The following is a 20139-nucleotide window of genomic DNA, read 5'->3' as shown; positions in this document are numbered from 1 at the left end:
TAATCAGCAAAAATTAATAGGTGATTGGTGATTGGTTAATTAATGCCTGTCACCTGTCACCTGTCACTTGATGTCACTTATTTGCTAGTATCAGCGCCAACAGAAATCTTATAATCAGGACTGATTTGATCAGCCGCAGCAGCCACTTTGGTAACTACATTCGCTGGTAAAGGAACATACCCTAATTCAGTTGCTAACTTTTGTCCATCAGTTAAAGCATACTCAATAGTTGCTTCCATTGCCTTAGCTTTGTTAGCATCAGCATATTTCTTATAAGCCAGAATCCAAGTGTAAGTAACAATTGGGTAAGATTCCGCACCTTCTGGATCAGAAATAAAAGCGCGAAGATTTTCCGGTAAAGTCACTGCTGCTAAGGTTTTCGCTGCCGATTCTGGAGTAGCGGCCACAAATTGTTTTGATTTATTTTCTAAAGACGCAAAATTGAGCTTATTTTCTTTAGCGTAGCCATATTCAACATAACCAATAGCACCTGGAGTTTGTTGAATTTGGGCGGTGACACCTTCATTACCCTTAGCACCAACACCTACAGGCCATTTTACACTTTTACCCTCACCGACTTTAGTTTTCCATTCTGGACTAATGGCACTCAAGTGCTTAGTGAAAACACCTGTAGTTCCGCTACCGTCTGCACGATAGATAACTTTGATTGGCTCTTTTGGTAATTTCGCGCCAGGATTAGCTTGAGCGATCGCGGCATCATCCCAAGATGTAATTTTACCCAGTAGAATACCAGTATAAACTTCCCGTGGGAGTTTAAGTTCAGGCACATCGGCTAAGTTATAAGTTATGACAATACTACCAGCAGTTACAGGCAGTAATAATACCCCTTTGTCTGCGGGGATCTTCTGAATTTCTTCATCCTTCATTGCTACATCACTAGCACCAAAGTCTACGGTTCCTTTCGTAAACTGCTCAACACCAGCACCACTACCAACTGACTGATAATTGACTTTTAAATTAGGATATTTTTTGTTTAATTCCGCAAACCAAGTTTGATAAAGTGGTGAAGGAAAAGAAGCACCAGCACCGATTAACTCCACAGTACCTCCTAAGTCTAATGTCTTAGCAGGAGTGGTTGTAGTACCAACAGGAGATTCGCTAGTAGTTGGATTAGTTGGGCTAGTTTCCCCACAAGCAGATAAACTAATTGCCAGCGCCAATACAGAAATTGAAGTTGTCAGGCGATTATTTGTTCTTGCTGTTAGGCGTGATAGCATGATTGTTAAGTTTGGCTAATTTTTATATAAACGTCTCTAAGATACACCTAAAGAATAACTGTGTAGGTAAACAATAGGTTAAGAAACAAAAAAAGCCCTATTCTCTCAGGGAACACAAAAAAATAAATTACGCAATTTCACTCCAATCAAAACGACTTTTCCGCCCCCTGCTCCCTGCCCCCTGCCCTAAAAGCGATTGGGTATTTTTTTTTGAAGTCCCTTACTCCCTGTTCCCCACTCCCTATTTACCCACTTAATTCGCCTATACTTATTGCTATTATTGTTCCCTATTGCTTTTTCCCTTGCGCCTAATAAATGTTTGCTGCGTCGAATCAACTACTATGGTCTATGATAGGCTTGCTCCTGACAATGGGTGGTACTTTCCTAGAAGCTTATGGTGTTACCTCTCCTTGGAATTGGAGTCAGCATGGAATTCAAACCCTTTCATTGGGTGTCAGCTATCAAATTGGTGCAGTGCTACTGGTAGGTTGTTTAGGAGGTCAAAATGCTGGGGCGCTCTCACAAATTGCTTACTTAGTGATGGGATTAACTCTATTACCTGTATTTGCCGAAGGTGGCGGTATTGGTTATGTTAAACTATCTCAGTTTGGCTATTTGCTGGGTTTTATTCCCGGAGCTTGGATTTGTGGTTATTTAGCCTTTAAAGCTAGACCTCGCCTAGAAACTCTCGCTTTTAGTTGTATTTGTGGTTTGTTCACTGTTCACGTCTGCGGTATTGCTTATTTAATTATTAGTTATGTTTTGCCTTGGACAAGAACAGAAAATTTATCTCTGATTCAAGCCATCCTCAAATACTCCTGCTTTGCACTACCAGGACAACTAGTAGTTGTTTGTGCTGTCACCATAATAGCTTACGTGCTACGACATATAATGTTTTATTAGTCAGTGGTCATTGGTCAGTAGTTAATAGTCAGTAGCAAATCAAAAACAACTGACAAAGAACACCTGACAACTAACAAAGAACAACTGACAACTGACAACTGACAAATTTATCATGCGTATAAAAAATCGCCTTTTCTGGATTGTTGCTTTGATAGCATTTTTATTCGACCAAATGACAAAATACTGGGTAGTCCAAACTTTCGCCTTGGGACAAACACTGCCATTACTACCAGGGATATTTCATTTTACCTATGTTACTAATACAGGTGCAGCTTTTAGTCTATTAAGCGGCAAAGTAGAGTGGTTAAGGTGGCTTTCTTTGGGAGTCAGTTTAGTATTAATGAGTATTGCATGGTTTGGACCCCTGTTAAATTTTTGGGATCAGTTGGGTTATGGTTTGATTTTAGGAGGAGCGATAGGCAATGGTATTGATAGATTTGCATTAGGATATGTAATTGACTTTCTGGATTTTCGTTTGATTAACTTTGCCGTATTTAATATGGCAGATTCTTTTATTAGTATAGGAATTGTCTGCCTGTTAATTGCCTCCTGGCAAAAAACACCAAATAATTAAAAATGCCAAATTAAATCATTACTTCTTCACTTGTGAATAGTATTTTGAATTTTTCCATCCTTCTTGCTCCTTTTAAAATTTGAATTTTGTTGGCGGTAGCCTGCTGTAAGCACTATTTTGAATTGTGAATTGTTTATGAGTTCCCCCCAACCTCCTCAAAAGCCACAAACCTTACTTGGTCAACTGACTCAAGCAGTAAATACCATTCAAGCTAGAGTTGATTTTTCCAAACTGGCGCTCAAGCCTAATGCCAAAGTCCCAGAGCTATTAGTACATGATGCAGGGACGAATCAGGCAGAAGAATATCCGTTATTAGGCGATCGCTATATTCTTGGACGTAGCTCTAAATCCTGTGATATCGTCGTCCGTAACCAAGTAGTCAGCCAAATTCACCTCTCATTGTCACGGGATTCCACCCAGCACACTCCCGTTTTTACCATCAAGGATGAAAACTCCACCAACGGTATTTATCTAGGCAAAAGACGCATAAATTCGCTAGAACTGCGCCATGGTGATGTGATCACATTGGGTCCGCCAGAACTCGCAGCTTCTGTCCGTCTCCAATACATTGATCCACCAGCCTGGTATGTAAAAGCTGCTAACGTCTCAGTAGTGGCCATCGGTGGTGTTACTGCTCTTGTTGCCTTAGCCATAGGTGTTCAATGGCTGAAATTTACCGTTAGACCCTTACCTACAGCTACTCGCGCCCCTGTAGTTATATATGCTCGTGATGGTTCAACCCCACTCCGTGAACCTCGAAATATCGCTCACATAGATTTGAAACAGTTATCAGACTTTGGTCCCTACTTAGCTTCTGCTGTGATAGCTTCCGAAGACAGTCGTTATTATTGGCACTTTGGGGTAGATCCCTTGGGTGTATTGCGAGCCGTACTGATTAATACTCGTAGTGGTGATGTTCAACAAGGAGCAAGTACAGTTACTCAACAAGTAGCTCGGAGTTTATTCCGTGAATATGTAGGTAGTCAAGACTCTCTCGGACGGAAAGTAAAAGAAGCAGTCGTCTCCCTCAAACTAGAAACCTTTTATAGCAAAGATGATATTTTGCTGACGTACTTAAATCGGGTATTTTTGGGTGCAGATACTTCCGGCTTTGAGGATGCTGCTAAATATTACTTCAATAAATCAGCCAAAGAATTAACTCTAGCCGAAGCAGCCACCTTAGTAGGAATTTTACCTGCTCCCAATGCCTTTGATTTTTGTGGGGATGGTCCGCGGAAACTCGGAGCAGCCGATTACCGGAATCGAGTCATTAAGCGAATGCTAGAAATGGGCAAAATCACCCAAGAAGAAGCCAATCGCGCTCGACGTTCTACCGTCCAAGTTAATCCCAAAGTCTGCGAGAGACAAGCCAATACCATTGCGCCCTATTTTTATGATTACGTCTTTCAAGAACTGACATCAATTTTGGGACCAGAAGCTGCCAGAGAAGGTAACTATATCATTGAAACTCAACTAGATCCAACTATCCAAAGTCAAGCTGAAACCGCGTTAAAAAATTCTATAACTCAAGCTGGCTCAACCTTTGGTTTTTCTCAAGGGGGGATGGTAACTCTCGACTCGAAAACGGGGAGTATTGTGGCCATGGTGGGGGGGAATGATTATCGAAAAAGCCAGTTTAATCGCGCTGTTCAAGCCAAACGACAGCCAGGATCTACTTTTAAAATTTTTGCTTACGCAGCCGCATTAGAAAGGGGTATTTCCCAATTCAGAAGTTATTCATGCAGTCCTTTAACCTGGCAAGGCTTTACGTATAAACCCTGTCGTGCTGGTGCTGGTGGTAGTTTCAATCTCGTAGCAGGTTTGGCACTTTCAGAAAATCCCATCGCTTTGAGAGTAGCCCAGGATGTGGGCTTAAATAAAGTAGTGGAGATGGCCCAGCGTTTGGGTGTTAAATCTGATCTGGAGGCAGTACCAGGCTTGATACTAGGTCAGAGTGTAGTTAGTGTTTTAGAAATGACTGGTGCTTTTGGGGCGATCGGCAACCGTGGAGTGTGGAATCCTCCCCATGCTATCAGTAGAATTATAGATAGTAGTGACTGTAAAGATATCAAAGATTTACAAACCTGTCGTGTGATTTATTCCTTTGATCAAGATCCCGATGGTAACAAAAAAGTTCTAAAAACAGAAATTGCTAATCAAATGACGACTTTAATGCAAGGTGTAATTACTAATGGTACAGGTGGCAGTGCCAGGATTGGTTTAGGGGAAGCAGGTAAAACTGGGACAACGGATAAAAATGTTGATTTATGGTTTATTGGCTTTATTCCCAGTCGTCAACTTGTCACTGGTATTTGGCTAGGAAACGACAATAATTCCCCTACATCTGGCAGCAGCGCCCAAGCCGCACAGCTATGGGGTACTTATATGAAGAAAATTGCTAAATAGGAGTCGAGGAGGTAGGGGCGCAGGGCCTGCGCCCAGTCAGGAGTCAGGAGTCAGGGGAGCAGGGGAGAATATGTTTTCTACTGACAACTGACAACTGACAATTATTTGTATCCCTTCCAAGGATTAACTTCTAATTCACCTTTGGGTGTGAATACTACTTGAAAATGTGCCAGGGGTTCTTTATTTTCTGGTGGAGCTATATTTGAGCCGTAAACCGACTGGAACATCTGGGGAAGAGGTGTTTCCCGGAAATAGTCGAAAGCGACTTGGTTAAGTGGTTCATAGTCAGCAATCACACCTTCTTTGTTCACTGCTACCCGATATTTTAACTCGTTGGCAAAGGTAGGAGTAACACTCCAATTTTGACGAATTGTACTATATAGCTTTTGATTTAGGTCTTTGATTTTACTGGCATCAGTGATTTTTGCACCAATTACTTCTGGTGTTTTAGCGTATCCTCGCCAAGGACTAATTTCGAGAACACCTTTTTGAGTAAAGACGACCTTGAATTGAGCAATGGGTTCATTAGTGGTGCGATCGCCAGGATTATAGAGCAGTTTAGGTAGTGGTGTTTTGGCGATCGCATCGCTGGCTTTTGTATTGACGGCTTTATAACCCACGATACTACCATCAGCAGCCACGCCTAAGCGATAAACTAAATCCTCTGGTAGTGCGGAGCGATTTTCCCAAACTGGATGAATTTGATTATAAACTTGGCGATTTAATGCCCGTAACTGGGATGGATCTGTAATTTCTGGAACTGTCTTTAAAAGTGTTTCTAAATCTTTAACTGCGACAGATGTTGCTGCTTCAGGTGTGCCTGTAGGTGTGCTTGTGGGGGTTGCTGCTGCTGTGGGAGTAATAGAGGCTGATGCTTCTGGTGTGACGCTAGGTATGGTAGTGCTGGACTGTTCCTCTGGTTGGGTATCAGGTGGACGCAATTGGGGGGCAGGAATTAAACTAAAGGCCAAGGCTGCTACAGCTAGGCTGGATACACCTACTGTAGCGGGGATTGCTTGTTTGAGTAGGGCTTGATTTGAACCACCATAGCTGCGAGTAACTGGGTGTAGTTCTAGTGATAATTCTGGTAAAGTTTGGCTATCTGCAAAAAACTGATCTACGGCTTCAACTAAATCAAATAATTGGACTGTATTTAAGTCTATTTGAATTGTTGACTGTTGTTCTGGGTTGGTATTCCCCCCAATGTTCTCTCCTGTCACTTCTGAGTGAACAATTAATCTATGTCTGTTGCTATCAATTTTCTGTAATTCTACTAATTCTGATTCGTAATTTTGATTTTCAACCTTTTTTTGGGCGGGGTTGGGAATGTTACTTAAAACTTCTTGGGCGTAAGTGCTGACGGCTCTCACTAAGCTTTCAAAAAATTCTCTTCCCCCAGTTATGGGTTGAGTGTAACTAGATAAATAGCATTCTGCATTCACTAATATAGATAGTTCTGGACGCAGTTCTTGAAAGTTAGTAGTTCGTGTCATGTCACTTAACCCTTCTAGGAGCAGGGTACAATTCGGTAAACTATACTTACGTTGGATATTCATTATTTATTTTTATTTACTTTACTCAACTTCACCATCAAAAAGAGAAATCCAGTATCGCTGCATTCCCGCTGTACCTGTACAGAATAGTAATTTTCCTAATAACTCTATAGCTAGTTCATCTATTTTTTCATCAGAAGTTAATGCTAGTACACCGGAGCGACGAGAATTCATACGACTTTTAAAATGCGCTCTAAACCTTTCTAGGTAATTAGCTAATCTTAAATTTTGTTCTGGGGGAATTTGTTTTTCTGCCAGTTGTTGATATATGGTGAGTAGTTGCCGAATGACAACTGTTAAACGCCGAGCGATGTAGCAAGCGATGACTACTAAGGCTTTGGCTTCTAAAATATCTAGGGGGCGACGACTATGCGCTCTCCGCATGGGGTTAGAGGCTCGCATCCGCCATAAGTTTACCCGATTTTTGATAATGCCTTTGAGGTCTAATTCTTCAGCAAAGGACAAGAATGCTTCAGAACCGCCCAGTTCTAAGGCTTCAATGGCTAATAACATGAGGTCTATTTGCAATCTTGTTCTGGGTGGACATACCTGCCCAGCGATCGCTGGATCTGGTAAAGTATCCAAAATCATGGGCGTTCCCTGAAAATTCTGGCTGTTCAAAGGTGTGACACTAGCGGAGACATTCATTCTCTAAATACCTTGTGCGTTTCCAATAAAGTTATTAACATTATCCTCCAACTTGCTAATCGCTGGCGCGATATGGCAGTTCAATTATATACATTACTTAGTTTTTCTACCCAAATGTTTCCACATACCATAAATTTTTCAGGCGTTAATTCATCTATAGCAGGGATTGGGGATTGGGAATAAGATGATCAATCAAAAGTTCTAGTCTCCAGGGTATGACATTATAGTGTAGGATTTTTCAGGGATTGGGGAAAATTATTGCCTCTTGACCGTTGTTTTCTTATGTGACACAAATATGGATTTAAAGTCTCTGATTCGTGATATACCAGACTTTCCTAAGCCGGGAATTTTATTTCGGGATGTCACTACTTTGTTAAGCGATCCGGCTGGATTGCGTTATACTATTGACTTTTTAGCACAAAAATGCTCAGAAATTGAAATTCAGGTAGATTACATTATTGGGATGGAGTCGCGGGGATTCATTTTTGGTGCGCCTGTGGCTTATAAATTAGGTGCTGGTTTTATTCCTGTTCGCAAAAAAGGAAAGTTACCAGCAGCAGTTCATTCAATTGAATATCAATTAGAGTATGGTACAGATACCTTAGAAGTACATCAGGATGCTTTAGTGCCTGGTAGCAAGGTTTTGATCGTGGATGATTTGATTGCTACTGGTGGAACTGCAAGTGCAACAGCAAAGTTGGTACAGAAGATTGACTGTGAACTTGTTGGGTTTGGGTTTATCATCGAGCTACGGGATTTGCAAGGACGGAAGCATTTACCTGATGTCCCAATTATTTCCCTAGTTGAATATTAGGAAATATAATTGACTAATGACCAATACAAAAATGACATTGGAAACGAGTCGCAACTGGCTGATGAAGCTAGTTACAAGTGAGACTTTCGTTTATGTAATCAAACGGCTTTTGCAGGCGCTGTTGACAATTTTTTTAGCGTCTGCTTTGTCATTTTTTATTATGAAGTTGTCTCCGGGAGATTATGTTGATACCTTGCGACAAAATCCGAAAATTTCGCCGGAACGCATTGAGGAAATTAGACAACAATTTGGTTTAGATAAGTCTTGGCCAGAACAGTTTGGGTTTTGGTTACAGAGAATTGTGACGAGGGGTGATTTTGGGACAAGTTTTGTTTATCAACGTTCTGTATCGTCGTTGTTATGGGAGAGAGTACCAGCTACTTTATTATTAGCGATCGCTTCTTTAATTACAACATGGGCGATCGCTATCCCTTTGGGTATTCTCGCTGCTGTGAAACAAAATCGTACTACTGACAAGGTTTTACAGATAGTTAGTTATGCTGGTCAAGGTGTTCCTAGTTTTATCACTGTCTTATTTCTGCTATTTTTTGCTCAGATTACTACCCCACTCTTTCCAGTGGGTAATATGACTAGTATTGATCATTCAGAACTGACATGGCTAGGTAAAATTATAGATGTCGGTTGGCACGCAATTTTACCATTGATTGCTCTGAGTATTACCAGTTTTGCTGGCTTACAACGCATTATGCGTGGTCAATTATTGGATGTTTTACGCCAAGATTATATTCAAACTGCCCGCGCTAAAGGACTTCCAGAAAACCGCGTTATTTATATTCATGCTTTGCGAAATGCTATTAACCCATTAATTACTTTATTAGGTTTTGAATTAGCGGGTTTGTTGAGTGGTGCATTTATTACGGAAAATTTCTTCAACTGGCCTGGTTTAGGAAAGTTAACGCTACAAGCTGTTTTAGCTAAAGATCAATATTTGGTGATGGCGAGTTTGGTAATGAGTGCAGTATTATTAATTATTGGTAATCTAATTGCTGACTTGATCTTAAAAGCCGCAGATCCAAGAATTAAGTTGGAAGATTTGAATTAAGGAAAAAGGAGTCAGGATTAGTAGGGGCGAAGCATTCGGAAGATAAATTTGGGAAAAAACCGATAATTAATCGCCCGAATGCTTCGCCCCTACAGGAGAAAAAAGAATAATAATAATTAAGAATAAAATCACCAATTGCCAATGGTTTATTATATTATCCGTTCCAGGACAGATGGTAAATATCTTACAGCCCGTGTGGATGATGGGACATCAGGATACTTATTATTGTTTAAAGAAGATTTTGAGGCTTTGAGTTATCTAAATACCCATGCTGCTGATTTAGCCAGCCGCTTGACTGTAGAATCAGTTCCTAGTACACAGGTAGGCGGTTTACTCAAACGTTGGGGTTTTGCTGGTGTGGGGATTGTTAATGATCCTTTATTACCGGAAATTGAGTTTTTAAAGAATATTTGAAGAATACAACAGGGTGCAAAAAATGAATATTAAATTTGCTATTTCTGCCACATTGTTGACTACAACTTTACTATTAACACCAATTAACTCTCAAGAAACATTAGCCCAAACTTGTGCTTCTAATTGTGGTCCTGCTCCACTTCAGTTTACACCAGGGCAATATATACGGGTGCAAGTTATAAATCGCAGTTATGGGGCTGTGAGATTAGAACAGTTACCAGTCATGAGAAAAAAGACTTTACAGCATGGAGAAAAATTCCAATTTGACTTGGAGGGGGGAAATTTAGATGAGTTTACCCTCATGTTTTGGGATGATGGGGGAAGGTTTGTAAAAGGTGTTGTATCTAAACCGAATTTTGGGACTTTGGTTTTAGAAATTCGTCCTAATAGTCGGAATTATCCAGGCGATCGCTCTCTTTATATTCGCAATGATGGACAAGTAAGTATATTATAAGTATAGCTGTTATCATGCTCGTGAGGCAGGTATTCTTAAATTGCGGGTGTTGCTGAGTAAGAATATGATTTTACCTCACGCAGAGGCGCAGAGTCTCAGAGGATGTTTTAAACTTCCTTGATTGTGTATTTAATATTTTCTAATCTCCCTTAAAAAGTAATGCCTTCACTTTAATGATCGCTAAAATATATGTGGAAATCTTTGCGTTCAGGTTTTATAGATTGTATTGCTGCAATTATATTAGTCTTCTTAATTATTCTCCCAGTGTTTGTGACCATGCTTGAGTTTGCGGATAAAAATCTTAGTTGTCAACGAGTTCAATCTATTGGTCTTAATTGTGTTTTAGAACATATATTATATGAAAAGCGAATTTGGCAAGAAGACATTCAAGGATTAGAAAGAGCTACGATACGCACTCATGTTAGTACCAGTAAGGAGCGTGTGAAGAAGAGAGACACTACAGATAGTAGTAAAAAAGATAAAGAAGAATATAGAACCGTGACTACAGTCTCTTATCGAATTAGATTACATTCTCGTAATGGGAGATTTCATTTTGGACATGAAGAAGAATATAAGCCTAAATTAAAAGCTGTAGAATCACAAATTAATAGTTTAATTAATGATGCTAATAAGTCCTCATTTCAATTTTACTATATACAAGATAATCCTGTGGCTAGTTTATTTTATCTAGCCGGGGCAATTTTTGCGTTATCTCTGTATTATTTGATCATGTTACCAACAATGATTCAATATTATATTGAATCAATTAATCCTCACACATGTATTCGCAGTCTATTTTACCGTTTGGGATTTGATGAGTTAATTTCTCAACTCTGGAATCAAATATTTAAGTAGATGAACAGAAAAATCAGTTTTGTGATTAATTCTGTCCTAACTTCGTGTATATACAATTATGCGTATATGCTATAAATAATGGATGCTTGATGATATTTTGGGAATGGTTTTGAAATATGATGCTAGACGCAATCACTAAAAACTGTTACAGTCTATAACGCGATCGCAACATAAGTTAAGTTCCAATGTTAGTATGCCGTAAAAACCTTGAGAGAGAGTTTATGGCAACTTTGACTGGAAAAACCCCAATCTTTGGTGGCAGCACTGGTGGTCTACTCACAAAAGCTGATGTAGAAGAAAAGTACGCTATCACCTGGACAAGCCCCAAAGAGCAAGTCTTTGAAATGCCCACTGGTGGCGCGGCTAAAATGGTAAAAGGCGAAAACCTACTTTACATTGCTCGCAAAGAGTATGGTATTGCTTTAGGCGCTCAACTTCGCAAATTTAAAATTACCGACTACAAGATTTACCGCATTCTCCCTGGTGGCGAAACTTCAATGATTCACCCTGCTGATGGTGTCTTCCCTGAAAAGGTCAATGCTGGTCGTGAGCAAGTTCGTTTCGTACCCCGCAGAATTGGTCAAAACCCTAATCCTGCACAAATCAAGTTCAGTGGTAAAGCTACTTACGATGCTTAATCGTTAGGTAATGGGTGATAGGTAATGGGTGATAGGTAATGGGTAATGGGGAAGACAAAACTTTGCCCAATTACCCATTACCAAAAACTCCGGTTTAATTTTTAATTGTCTATTTTTAATTATTTATGATTTTCCCCGATTTCGACCAGTTTCAAAAACTTGCTATAAAAGGTAATTTTGTGCCAGTTTACCAAGAATGGATAGCAGACTTGGATACACCTGTATCTGCTTGGTATAAAGTTTGTGCAGATCAACCTTATAGCTTTTTGCTGGAATCGGTGGAAGGTGGAGAAACTGTAGGACGTTATAGTTTATTGGGTTGTGATCCTTTGTGGATTTTGGAAGCACGGGGTGATCAAACTACCCAAACTCATCGAGATGGTTCTCAACAAGTTTTTACAGGTGATCCGTTTATTACTTTATCTGAATGTTTAGCACCTTATCACCCAGTAAAATTACCAGAATTACCTTCTGGAATTGGCGGTTTATTTGGGTTTTGGGGCTATGAATTAATAAATTGGATTGAGTCGCGTGTGCCAATTCATGCCCAAGATGAGCGAAATATCCCTGATGGGTTATGGATGCAGGTAGATCATTTGTTGGTATTTGACCAGGTAAAACGGAAAATTTGGGCGATCGCTTATGCAGATTTACGTGATCCAGCCGGGTTAGAGGTAGCATATCAAAAAGCGAGCGATCGCATTCAGGAAATGGTGCAGAAGCTATCTTTGCCCTTATCACCAGAAAACACCAAATTATCCTGGACAGCCCCTGGAAACAAGCCAAAAGCGGGAATAGAGGAATATATAAGCAACTTTACCCGCCCAGAATTTTGCGCCAGTGTGGAAAAGGCCAAAGCACATATCAAAGCTGGTGATATTTTCCAAGTAGTTATTTCTCAACGCTTATCCACAGAATACACTGGCAATCCCTTCGCCTTATATCGTTCTCTGCGGCAAATCAATCCTTCGCCTTACATGGCTTATTTTAACTTCCAAGACTGGCAAATTATCGGTTCTAGTCCCGAAGTTATGGTAAAGGCAGAATGCAATGATGAGGGGGAAATTATCGCTACAGTCCGTCCCATTGCGGGAACTAGACCCAGAGGGAAGACAACTCAAGAAGATGCGGCTTTTGCGGAAGATTTACTTCAAGACCCCAAGGAAGTCGCCGAACACGTGATGTTAGTAGATTTAGGACGTAATGATTTGGGTCGGGTGTGCAGCAGCGGTAGTGTTAAGGTTGATGTATTAATGGTGATTGAACGCTACTCTCATGTTATGCACATTGTTAGTAATGTGGTGGGTAAGTTAGCACCTGGTAAAACTGCATGGGATTTACTCAAAGCTTGTTTTCCGGCGGGGACTGTCAGCGGTGCGCCTAAAATCAGGGCGATGGAAATTATCAATGAGTTAGAACCGAGTCGCCGGGGTGTGTATTCTGGTGTGTATGGGTATTATGATTTTGAAGGACAATTGAATAGTGCGATCGCAATTAGAACTATGGTATTACATAATCAGACTGTGACTGTCCAAGCTGGTGCAGGTTTGGTGGCTGATTCTGACCCGGAAAAGGAATATGAGGAAACTCTGAATAAAGCTAGAGGGTTATTAGAAGCAATTCGTTGTTTAAGGTGAGTTTCGCGCAATCTCTCTTAGAGATCCCGCAGGGTAGGCACAAAGGAGCAAAGACGCAAAGTTTTGTATTAAAATGTATTTAATTATATTTGTATAAATACTTAATTGGAGTCCGGTAGATGGGAAATATTACACAGGAATTAGTTAAATGGCTACCTACAGGAACTGGAATCGGTGTAACGGGTCATTTTCTCCTTAGTCACCAATGGACACAAGCTGGAATTTCTACCTTTCTCACCGCTGCTTCTTCTATCTGGGTAAAGTTTAGCGGCAAATTTATGGAAACCGTAGAAAAAAAGGCAGAGGAGAAAGGTGAACAAACCGGACAGTGGGTTGGTAAACAAGTAGACGATTTACCGAGTAAAGTTATTAAAAGTATTTCAGGATTTCAGAGTAAATATGAAAGGTTATTAGTTGATATTTATTGTGACTATAAAACAGAAGGATTTAGATTTGGTTTACCCGTGTTGGATTTAGAAGATGTCTTTGTACCGCTAAAAGTTGAAACAGGTAATTTAGAAAATATTTCTGGTGCAATGGTTTCTAATCAACACACCATTCATCATACTGAAAATCAAGAAATTTGGAATTTCTTAGCTGCTATTTCTAAAGAAGACAGTTATCGCTGTATGGCTGTTATTGCTCCCCCAGGATATGGCAAAACAACCCTGTTAAAGCATTTGACTTTGACGTATGCCAAAAATGGTCATAGCAAATATAAAGCACCCAAATTATTACCAGTGTTATTGTATCTGCGCGATAGCCGCGAAGAAATTACCAGTCCACAACCTCCTACTCTGCCAGAATTAATTACCAATCACCTGAAAACGCAACCTGCTTTTGCTGAACTCAATCCACAAATAGACTGGTTTAATCAACAGTTAAAAAATGGCAAATGTTTAGTAATGTTGGATGGACTGGATGAAGTTGCTGATAGTCATGAACGTTTGCAGGTAAGTGAATGGGTAAATAAGCAAATGGCAACTTATCGCCAAACAGCTTTTATCATTACTTCTCGTCCTTATGGTTATAGTAGTGCGCCTGTGGATGAGGTAGGAGTTATCCTGAAAGTTCTACCCTTCACTCTAGAACAGATGAAACTATTTATTAATAGTTGGTATCTGCAAACTGAAATCAGAAGTCGCGCTGGCAAAAATAATCAAGCAGTAAAGGCGGAAGCTAAGAAAAATGCAGAAGATTTAATTGAGCGGATTATTAATAATCGTGCTATTGCTGATATGGCAACAAATCCGCTTTTGGTGACAATGATTGCTACTGTTCATTATAGCGGTAGTGCATTACCAGGACGCAGAGTAGAACTGTATCAGAAAATTTGTGATTTACTTTTGGGAACACGACAAGCAGCTAAGAAAATTAAAGCGCCTCTGACATCTGAACAAAATAAATCAGTATTGCAAGTTTTGGCACTGGATTTGATGCAAAAGGAAACTCGCACTTTTGAACTAGCAGAAGTTGAGACTTTAATTGCTAGTGAACTACAAACAATAGTGAATATTACACTAACGCCAGAAGAATTTTTAGAACAAATTAAAGATGTTAGTGGTTTGATAGTTGAAAGAGAACAAGGTATTTTTGAATTTGCTCATTTGAGTTTTCAGGAATATTTAGCTGCGGCTGAGGTGAAAGAGTTGCAGCAAGAAAAAATATTAATTGATAACTTTGGTAATTCTTGGTGGGCTGAAACAATTCGCCTTTATGCTGCTCAAAGTGATGCGACAAGTTTGATTCAAGCAGCTTTACAAAGGTCAACTGTTGCTTCCTTAACTCTAGCTTATGATTGTTTGAAAGAAAGTAAAAGAGTAGAACCACAAACACAGATCCAACTAGAAAATATTCTGGAAGCTGGTTTGTCATCTACAGATCCGAAAATTGCCCAACTAGCAGCACAGGTGAAAATAGTTAGAAGGTTAAATGGCTTATTAAGAATTGATGAAACCCAAGAAATCGATCAAAGTTATATTACTTGGGCAGAGTATCAGGAGTTTATCAAAGATACCTTTGGAACAAATACTGTTGAACAAGGTTTTTTACCGGCTGATGTCAATAATATTTCTCCTACTCAACCTGTTACTAGAATTAGTTTTCAAGCTGCTAATAGGTTTTGTGTTTGGTTGAGTTTAAATTCTAATTTTGACAACAACCTAATTCGTTATAGATTACCAACAGAAGCAGAAGCAAAACAGTATCCAGCAAATGATAATAAACATCTTACTTGTTGGACTCAGGAAAATAGAAATGATGGGGAAGGAATTAGAGTTTGCAAAGACCAATGTCCACAACAATACAGACAACTTTTAGAACATTTAGCCGCTGGAAATTGGCGTGAGGCTGATGAGGAAACAGCAAAAATGATGCTCAATGTAGCTAACCGAGAAAGTCAAGGCTACTTAGATGTTGATGCTATTGAAAAATTTCCTTGTTCTGACCTCCGCACGATTGACCAACTTTGGGTACAATATAGTGATGGTCGCTTTGGTTTTAGTGTCCAAAAGCGTATCTATGAAGCGCAAGGGAAAGACTGGGAAAAAATGTACAGCGCATTAAAGTGGTCAAGCGCAATTTATAGCATAACAGCGCCTAGTGGACACCTACCCCATGCAGCCCCATCGAGTGCAAAAACGAGACGAATTCTGTTGAAAGATGGTAATATAGTCAGATACGTACAAAAACGGGACAAAAGTCTCTCTTCTCTTGTGCAGAGACTTGTAAAGTGTAATCTATAAAGCTTTCAGCCAATCTATAAACATTTCTTATCAAGGCCTTTCCTACGAAGTTTCAAGGTTTCCGGGTTGTCGAGGCACTCCCCCCTGTGATAAATTTATCAGCTACTTCCTTAATTTCTGGGTCTGTTGCTTCCCACTCATTCCAAGGAAGACTCATTTGTCCTGGTGATGTCTTTTTTTTATTCGGCTTCCTTTTCAACTTCATTCCTGCTAATAGCTTGCTTCCCCAGTGGTTACGCTTTTCTGATTTTAGCTGCTACCTTCCCCAATAAACTCTGAAATAAGCACAAACCAAGTTTTTTACTCAAAATCAAGAGGATTGAATGTTATTGAAGATTGTGCGCTATGACGAACATAGAGAATATAGACAATATCTTCTTCAACAGTAAAAATTACACGATATTTATTTCTTCCTTTTCCATATAAAAGTTGTCTTATTTCTTCAGGAAAATCATCATTTTCCCTAGCGAAAGCACAACGATTAGGTTTATCTTGTAAAGTAGCAATAGTATCCATTAGATTCCTAAACCATTGATCCGCATAATCAGGATTATCTTGTTTTAGCCAAAGATATGCAGCTTCTATTTCTAGTTTGGCATTACCAGTTAATTTAACCTGAAATTCCATGTTTTTGGTGCATTTCTTCAATAAACTGATTTAGAGATTGTGTGTTACCTGTTGCTATGTCTTCTAATCCTTTCTTTATACCGATGAGAGTTTCTAACTTTTCCAAAGTATCAAGTAATTGTTGATAAGCAACAGCATCTTGTACCACTAATTCTGCTTTTCCGTTAACTGTTAAAACTATAGGATTTCCAGTTTCTTTCATCTGACTAATCAGTTCATTCGTATTGCGTTTAAAGGTTGAGAGTGACTGAATATCTCGACTTAAATTAATCATGAGAATTACTCCGCACTAAATTTGCGTCTAATTTAATGTTATCACACAAGCATCAAAATTTTCGATATCTTATCAGTATATAAGCAAAAGTATGTCAATTATATTTAAAATTTGTTATGTTTTAATATGCTTATGCGACAAAGATGGTTCTTCCTCATCAAGATTAAGCTTATCAGGTTTTGGGATGCCAGTCAATACCCTTAACTCTTAAAATGCGAAAATATTTTCTTTGTTAATTGAGGTTATCGAGAAAGAATTAAATTGAGAACGTTTAATTCATGAGAATTCAATAGATACTTTTCTGTAAAAACTTTGTTTCTAATTTCTTCTAAGCTATAACTTCTAAATACCACAAAGGGAAATTCTTGATAATTGTGACCAATTGGTAAAATGTTACTGACAGGATATAATAAACGGATGTAGGTAGAGAGAATATCTTTGAAACGTTGATCTTCTGGTTCTTCTGGATCATTTTCAAAATATTTTTTCATGACTTTACCACTAATAAATGCAAATAATGGTAAAGCATAATATTGATCTGTGTGTTGACTTTTCTGGATAAAATTCTGCGTTTTTGGTGTTGCATTTCTGAGTCTTTCAACTAATTCTATGGCATTTTTCACCGCATAAGTGAGACTTTCTGGATAAGTTTTATTTCTACTGATGCTTTTCAGGTTTTCCCATAATTCTGCATTTGCATATTTTTGCATATCTAATAATCGCATTTGATATGATTCTTCGATATTTTTACTGGGTACTATTAATAAACCACCACTAATATAACCTAACTCCAATGGTTTGAAATCAAGTAATTTATCAAAAGTTTTCGCTACAGCTAAAAATTTGTTGTTGAAATTTTCACGGATAGTTAAATAACTTGCTGCTGTATTGTGATTTTTTTCAACTTCAAAATCACCATCTCCCATGAGTTTTTCTAAACTCATGTAGACTTGTTTTAATAATTTATGACTTTTGTTGATATTATATTCTTTTTTAAGTTGGTTAATTAAACTTGCAATTTGACCAGAAAAGGTTTCTCCAGCAGCTAAAACCGATTTTCCCCCAATGGGAATGAGAATATATTTTTTCCTCCCAATTATCCCATAACCTTGAATTCTGGTCATAATTGATGCTTTGAGAACTAAGAGAAGATTTAATAAACTTAAAACACTTTCCTGTACAGAAAGTTGGGGGTTATCCTGATAATAAATTGAACGTTCAGCTAAATAGAAAGTTAAGTATTTATCTTGATCATCTATGATATCATTTCCCCTTCCTCGATAAATTACCTGAATTATTTCCATGAGGTTTTTCTCAATTTCAAACTTGGGGATTTCTACCAAGATATGTTTAGCTTTGGGGAAAGATAAACCGCGACTTCCTGAAGCTGTCATGAAAATGACTTTAACGGTTTCTTGATATTTTTTAATTTCTTGTTTTTCGTATTCAGATATATTTGCGTGTATTTCTAGATAATGGACATTTTTGCTAAAGTTATCTTGTATCCCCTCAATATATCGGGGAAAGAGTTATTCAGGCATCCATGACAAACCAAAAGAATTGAGAGCAGATTTTTCCCGAATAATAGTTGCCAAAGAAGGAATATTTCCCACCTGAGAAATGCGGTCACGGATATATTCAAAAAAACTAATTCCCAACTGACGAGTAGTAGCAACAAGAGACATAAAAGTATCCCAAGCTTGAGTACCTTCAATAGTTTGAGTGGCATAACTAATATTACGTCGTTGCACCATCGTCCTAGCAGCTAACTCCGCCGGATTATTGTGCAAAGGCAATTCAGGATGCTCTAATACTAAAAGCAACTCAGAAATTTTCATCCGTGTTAATTGTTTTCGCTCATCCAACTGTTCATAACCACTTTGAAGGGAAAAAAGTTTCCAAAACTCAGACCGGAGTTTTTCTGCGGTTTGTTGACTGGGAGAATCTTTGTAAGCGAGTAAGTCTCGGTAGTAATTCCAGAAATCATCCAGAAATTCTTCTATTATCTTTTGGTGACAAGCAATAAACGGACTTAATTTCTTATAATGTCGTCCCTCATGCACCCAACACAAAGCAATATTATCAGTTAGTAACTTGAATTGGGGAGCATCATCACAGACGAGAGTTTGCACCACTGGCCAATTAGTTTGTTGATGATAGAAAGCAATAGCCGCTGCTTCGGTGATTCGAGTTCGTTGTTGAGAACCCAGTTTGGGTAGATAGGTATCCAGTAGGGCATGGAACTGTTCGGAGTTCAACACAGTTTCTTGCGGTAATAGTTGGAGAGCGTCTTTATATTTATTTGGTAGTGGGAAATTTATCAGCAACTCGTATGTAAATTGATTGAAAATAAACTCCAGTTCTTTGTTATTCTGCAAGCCTTTGAGTACGGTCAATCGGTCTTTCTTGGGAGTTGTCAAGTAGACTGTATATAAAGGGTTACAGATGACATTAGTGGTATGGTTGACCCCACCAACGCGGGCAGCAGTTTGGTCAAAGTGTTGCCAAGGACTACTCTCTAGTCCTGCCGAATATACCTCTGTTTTCTCACTTTCAAAACCAGTGTGGTTCTTAATCAGTAGATTAGATAAATACCCCGCTGACATGGAAATACCAATATCCTCTAAGAATTCTAACAACTTGCCTTGGGTCATGTTGCCCCCGTAGTACAAGCTGATAACTAAGGTTTTTATTCCTGGACCAAATTCTCCTTCATAACCGCTTGGCAGTTCTGCCAAATAGGTTTTCTTTTCTAAGGGTGAGTAGTATTTCTCTTTTCGGAATAGTACGTTGTCGGTTGTTAGGATGATGTCTTGGACGATTACTTCTTCATACCCTTTAAACTTTGCGTCTGCTGGTAGTTTGTCTTGGGGGTATTCTAATATTTCTTCTCTGTTTATTTTAATGGCTTGATTTTTACTGCCCTTGGAGTGCTTTTTTGGGGTTTTTCTTTCTTGTTCTGATGAGTGCTTATTCTCAAACCCTTTCTTATTCTTGGCTTTTATGTCTGGCTGACCTTGTTCTCCCTTCAAGCGGTTGTTTTCATCTTTTAACCGTTGATTTTCTGACTCTAAGCCTTTGACTTTTAATTCTAATTGCTCTATTAGATTCAGTAATACCTCTACTGTATGACGCATTGATTCGTCTGCAATCCCTTTTGGCTCGATGGTTTGCAGTAAATCTGATATTGATTTGTCACTCTCAATATTTTTTTGCTTCATGTCTCCTATTCTATGACACTGTGTGTACCTCGTTGCACTTATTTTCCTCTGTTACCCCTACTTATTGAGCCGATAC

General features: G+C 38.9%; 19 protein-coding genes. 11 read left to right on the top strand and 8 right to left on the bottom strand.

Going from position 1 to position 20139, the window contains the following annotated elements; translation table 11 throughout:
• Positions 1-77: 77 nt before the first annotated feature.
• On the bottom strand, positions 78-1238 hold the full coding sequence (gene pstS / locus FJR04_RS24745; protein ID WP_168499850.1) for a phosphate ABC transporter substrate-binding protein PstS: 1161 nt from the start codon (positions 1236-1238) through the stop codon (positions 78-80).
• Between the two features lie 315 nt (positions 1239-1553).
• Here pstS and FJR04_RS24740 point away from each other — a divergent pair, with 315 nt between their 5' ends.
• From FJR04_RS24740 to FJR04_RS24730, 3 genes are all read left to right on the top strand, one after another.
• Positions 1554-2141: a biotin transporter BioY gene (locus FJR04_RS24740; protein ID WP_168499848.1), complete on the top strand. Its 588-nt coding sequence runs from the start codon at positions 1554-1556 to the stop codon at positions 2139-2141.
• A 112-nt stretch (positions 2142-2253) separates the two neighbouring features.
• Positions 2254-2715 carry a signal peptidase II gene (gene lspA / locus FJR04_RS24735; protein WP_168499846.1) on the top strand — a complete coding sequence of 154 codons (462 nt, stop codon included), beginning with the start codon at positions 2254-2256 and terminating at the stop codon, positions 2713-2715.
• Between the two features lie 135 nt (positions 2716-2850).
• The gene (locus FJR04_RS24730; protein ID WP_168499844.1) at positions 2851-5121 is read left to right on the top strand and encodes a transglycosylase domain-containing protein; all 2271 of its coding nucleotides are present in this window, start codon (positions 2851-2853) and stop codon (positions 5119-5121) included.
• Positions 5122-5222: 101 nt separating this feature from the next.
• On the opposite strand, the gene FJR04_RS24725 is transcribed toward FJR04_RS24730, so the two are convergent.
• Positions 5223-6677, bottom strand: a complete 1455-nt coding sequence (locus tag FJR04_RS24725) for a DUF4335 domain-containing protein (RefSeq protein WP_168499842.1) — start codon at positions 6675-6677, stop codon at positions 5223-5225.
• Positions 6678-6695: 18 nt separating this feature from the next.
• Entirely contained in the window at positions 6696-7322 is a 627-nt protein-coding gene (locus FJR04_RS24720) for a DUF3038 domain-containing protein (protein WP_168499839.1), read from the bottom strand.
• A 295-nt stretch (positions 7323-7617) separates the two neighbouring features.
• Between FJR04_RS24720 and FJR04_RS24715 the strand changes: the two genes are divergently transcribed.
• The 8 genes from FJR04_RS24715 to FJR04_RS26750 all read left to right on the top strand — a co-directional run bounded on the left by FJR04_RS24715 (position 7618) and on the right by FJR04_RS26750 (position 15941).
• Positions 7618-8136: an adenine phosphoribosyltransferase gene (locus tag FJR04_RS24715; protein ID WP_168499837.1), complete on the top strand. Its 519-nt coding sequence runs from the start codon at positions 7618-7620 to the stop codon at positions 8134-8136.
• Positions 8137-8152: 16 nt separating this feature from the next.
• Entirely contained in the window at positions 8153-9199 is a 1047-nt protein-coding gene (locus FJR04_RS24710; RefSeq protein WP_168499835.1) for an ABC transporter permease, read from the top strand.
• A gap of 141 nt (positions 9200-9340) precedes the next feature.
• Complete coding sequence (locus tag FJR04_RS24705) at positions 9341-9613, top strand: hypothetical protein (RefSeq protein WP_168499833.1); 273 nt, start codon at positions 9341-9343, stop codon at positions 9611-9613.
• 22 nt (positions 9614-9635) lie between these two features.
• Positions 9636-10067, top strand: coding sequence for a hypothetical protein (locus FJR04_RS24700; RefSeq protein ID WP_217359530.1), 432 nt, complete (start codon positions 9636-9638; stop codon positions 10065-10067).
• Positions 10068-10256: 189 nt separating this feature from the next.
• Positions 10257-10922: a hypothetical protein gene (locus tag FJR04_RS24695; protein ID WP_168499831.1), complete on the top strand. Its 666-nt coding sequence runs from the start codon at positions 10257-10259 to the stop codon at positions 10920-10922.
• 221 nt (positions 10923-11143) lie between these two features.
• Complete coding sequence (locus FJR04_RS24690; RefSeq protein WP_168499829.1) at positions 11144-11560, top strand: photosystem I reaction center subunit II PsaD; 417 nt, start codon at positions 11144-11146, stop codon at positions 11558-11560.
• 125 nt (positions 11561-11685) lie between these two features.
• Positions 11686-13197, top strand: a complete 1512-nt coding sequence (trpE, locus tag FJR04_RS24685; RefSeq protein WP_168499827.1) for an anthranilate synthase component I — start codon at positions 11686-11688, stop codon at positions 13195-13197.
• Between the two features lie 119 nt (positions 13198-13316).
• A complete protein-coding gene (locus FJR04_RS26750) occupies positions 13317-15941 on the top strand; it encodes a GUN4 domain-containing protein (RefSeq protein WP_168499825.1) in 2625 nt (874 codons plus the stop codon).
• A 52-nt stretch (positions 15942-15993) separates the two neighbouring features.
• On the opposite strand, the gene FJR04_RS25985 is transcribed toward FJR04_RS26750, so the two are convergent.
• The 5 genes from FJR04_RS25985 to FJR04_RS24655 all read right to left on the bottom strand — a co-directional run bounded on the left by FJR04_RS25985 (position 15994) and on the right by FJR04_RS24655 (position 20063).
• Positions 15994-16146 (bottom strand): hypothetical protein, encoded by a 153-nt coding sequence (locus FJR04_RS25985; protein ID WP_217359528.1) that lies wholly within the window; start codon positions 16144-16146, stop codon positions 15994-15996.
• Positions 16147-16241: 95 nt separating this feature from the next.
• Positions 16242-16568, bottom strand: coding sequence for a type II toxin-antitoxin system RelE/ParE family toxin (locus FJR04_RS24670; RefSeq protein WP_168499823.1), 327 nt, complete (start codon positions 16566-16568; stop codon positions 16242-16244).
• The gene (locus FJR04_RS24665; RefSeq protein WP_168499821.1) at positions 16552-16842 is read right to left on the bottom strand and encodes a type II toxin-antitoxin system Phd/YefM family antitoxin; all 291 of its coding nucleotides are present in this window, start codon (positions 16840-16842) and stop codon (positions 16552-16554) included. The genes FJR04_RS24670 and FJR04_RS24665 overlap by 17 nt, the downstream gene beginning before the upstream one ends.
• Before the next feature lie 242 nt (positions 16843-17084).
• Positions 17085-18236, bottom strand: coding sequence for a hypothetical protein (locus FJR04_RS24660; protein WP_254445402.1), 1152 nt, complete (start codon positions 18234-18236; stop codon positions 17085-17087).
• A 135-nt stretch (positions 18237-18371) separates the two neighbouring features.
• Positions 18372-20063: a transposase gene (locus FJR04_RS24655; protein ID WP_168499819.1), complete on the bottom strand. Its 1692-nt coding sequence runs from the start codon at positions 20061-20063 to the stop codon at positions 18372-18374.
• Positions 20064-20139: the final 76 nt, after the last annotated feature.

This window comes from Anabaena sp. UHCC 0204, from assembly GCF_009711975.1.
Lineage (GTDB): Bacteria > Cyanobacteriota > Cyanobacteriia > Cyanobacteriales > Nostocaceae > Dolichospermum.
This window is presented reverse-complemented; position numbering and strand designations above follow the sequence as displayed.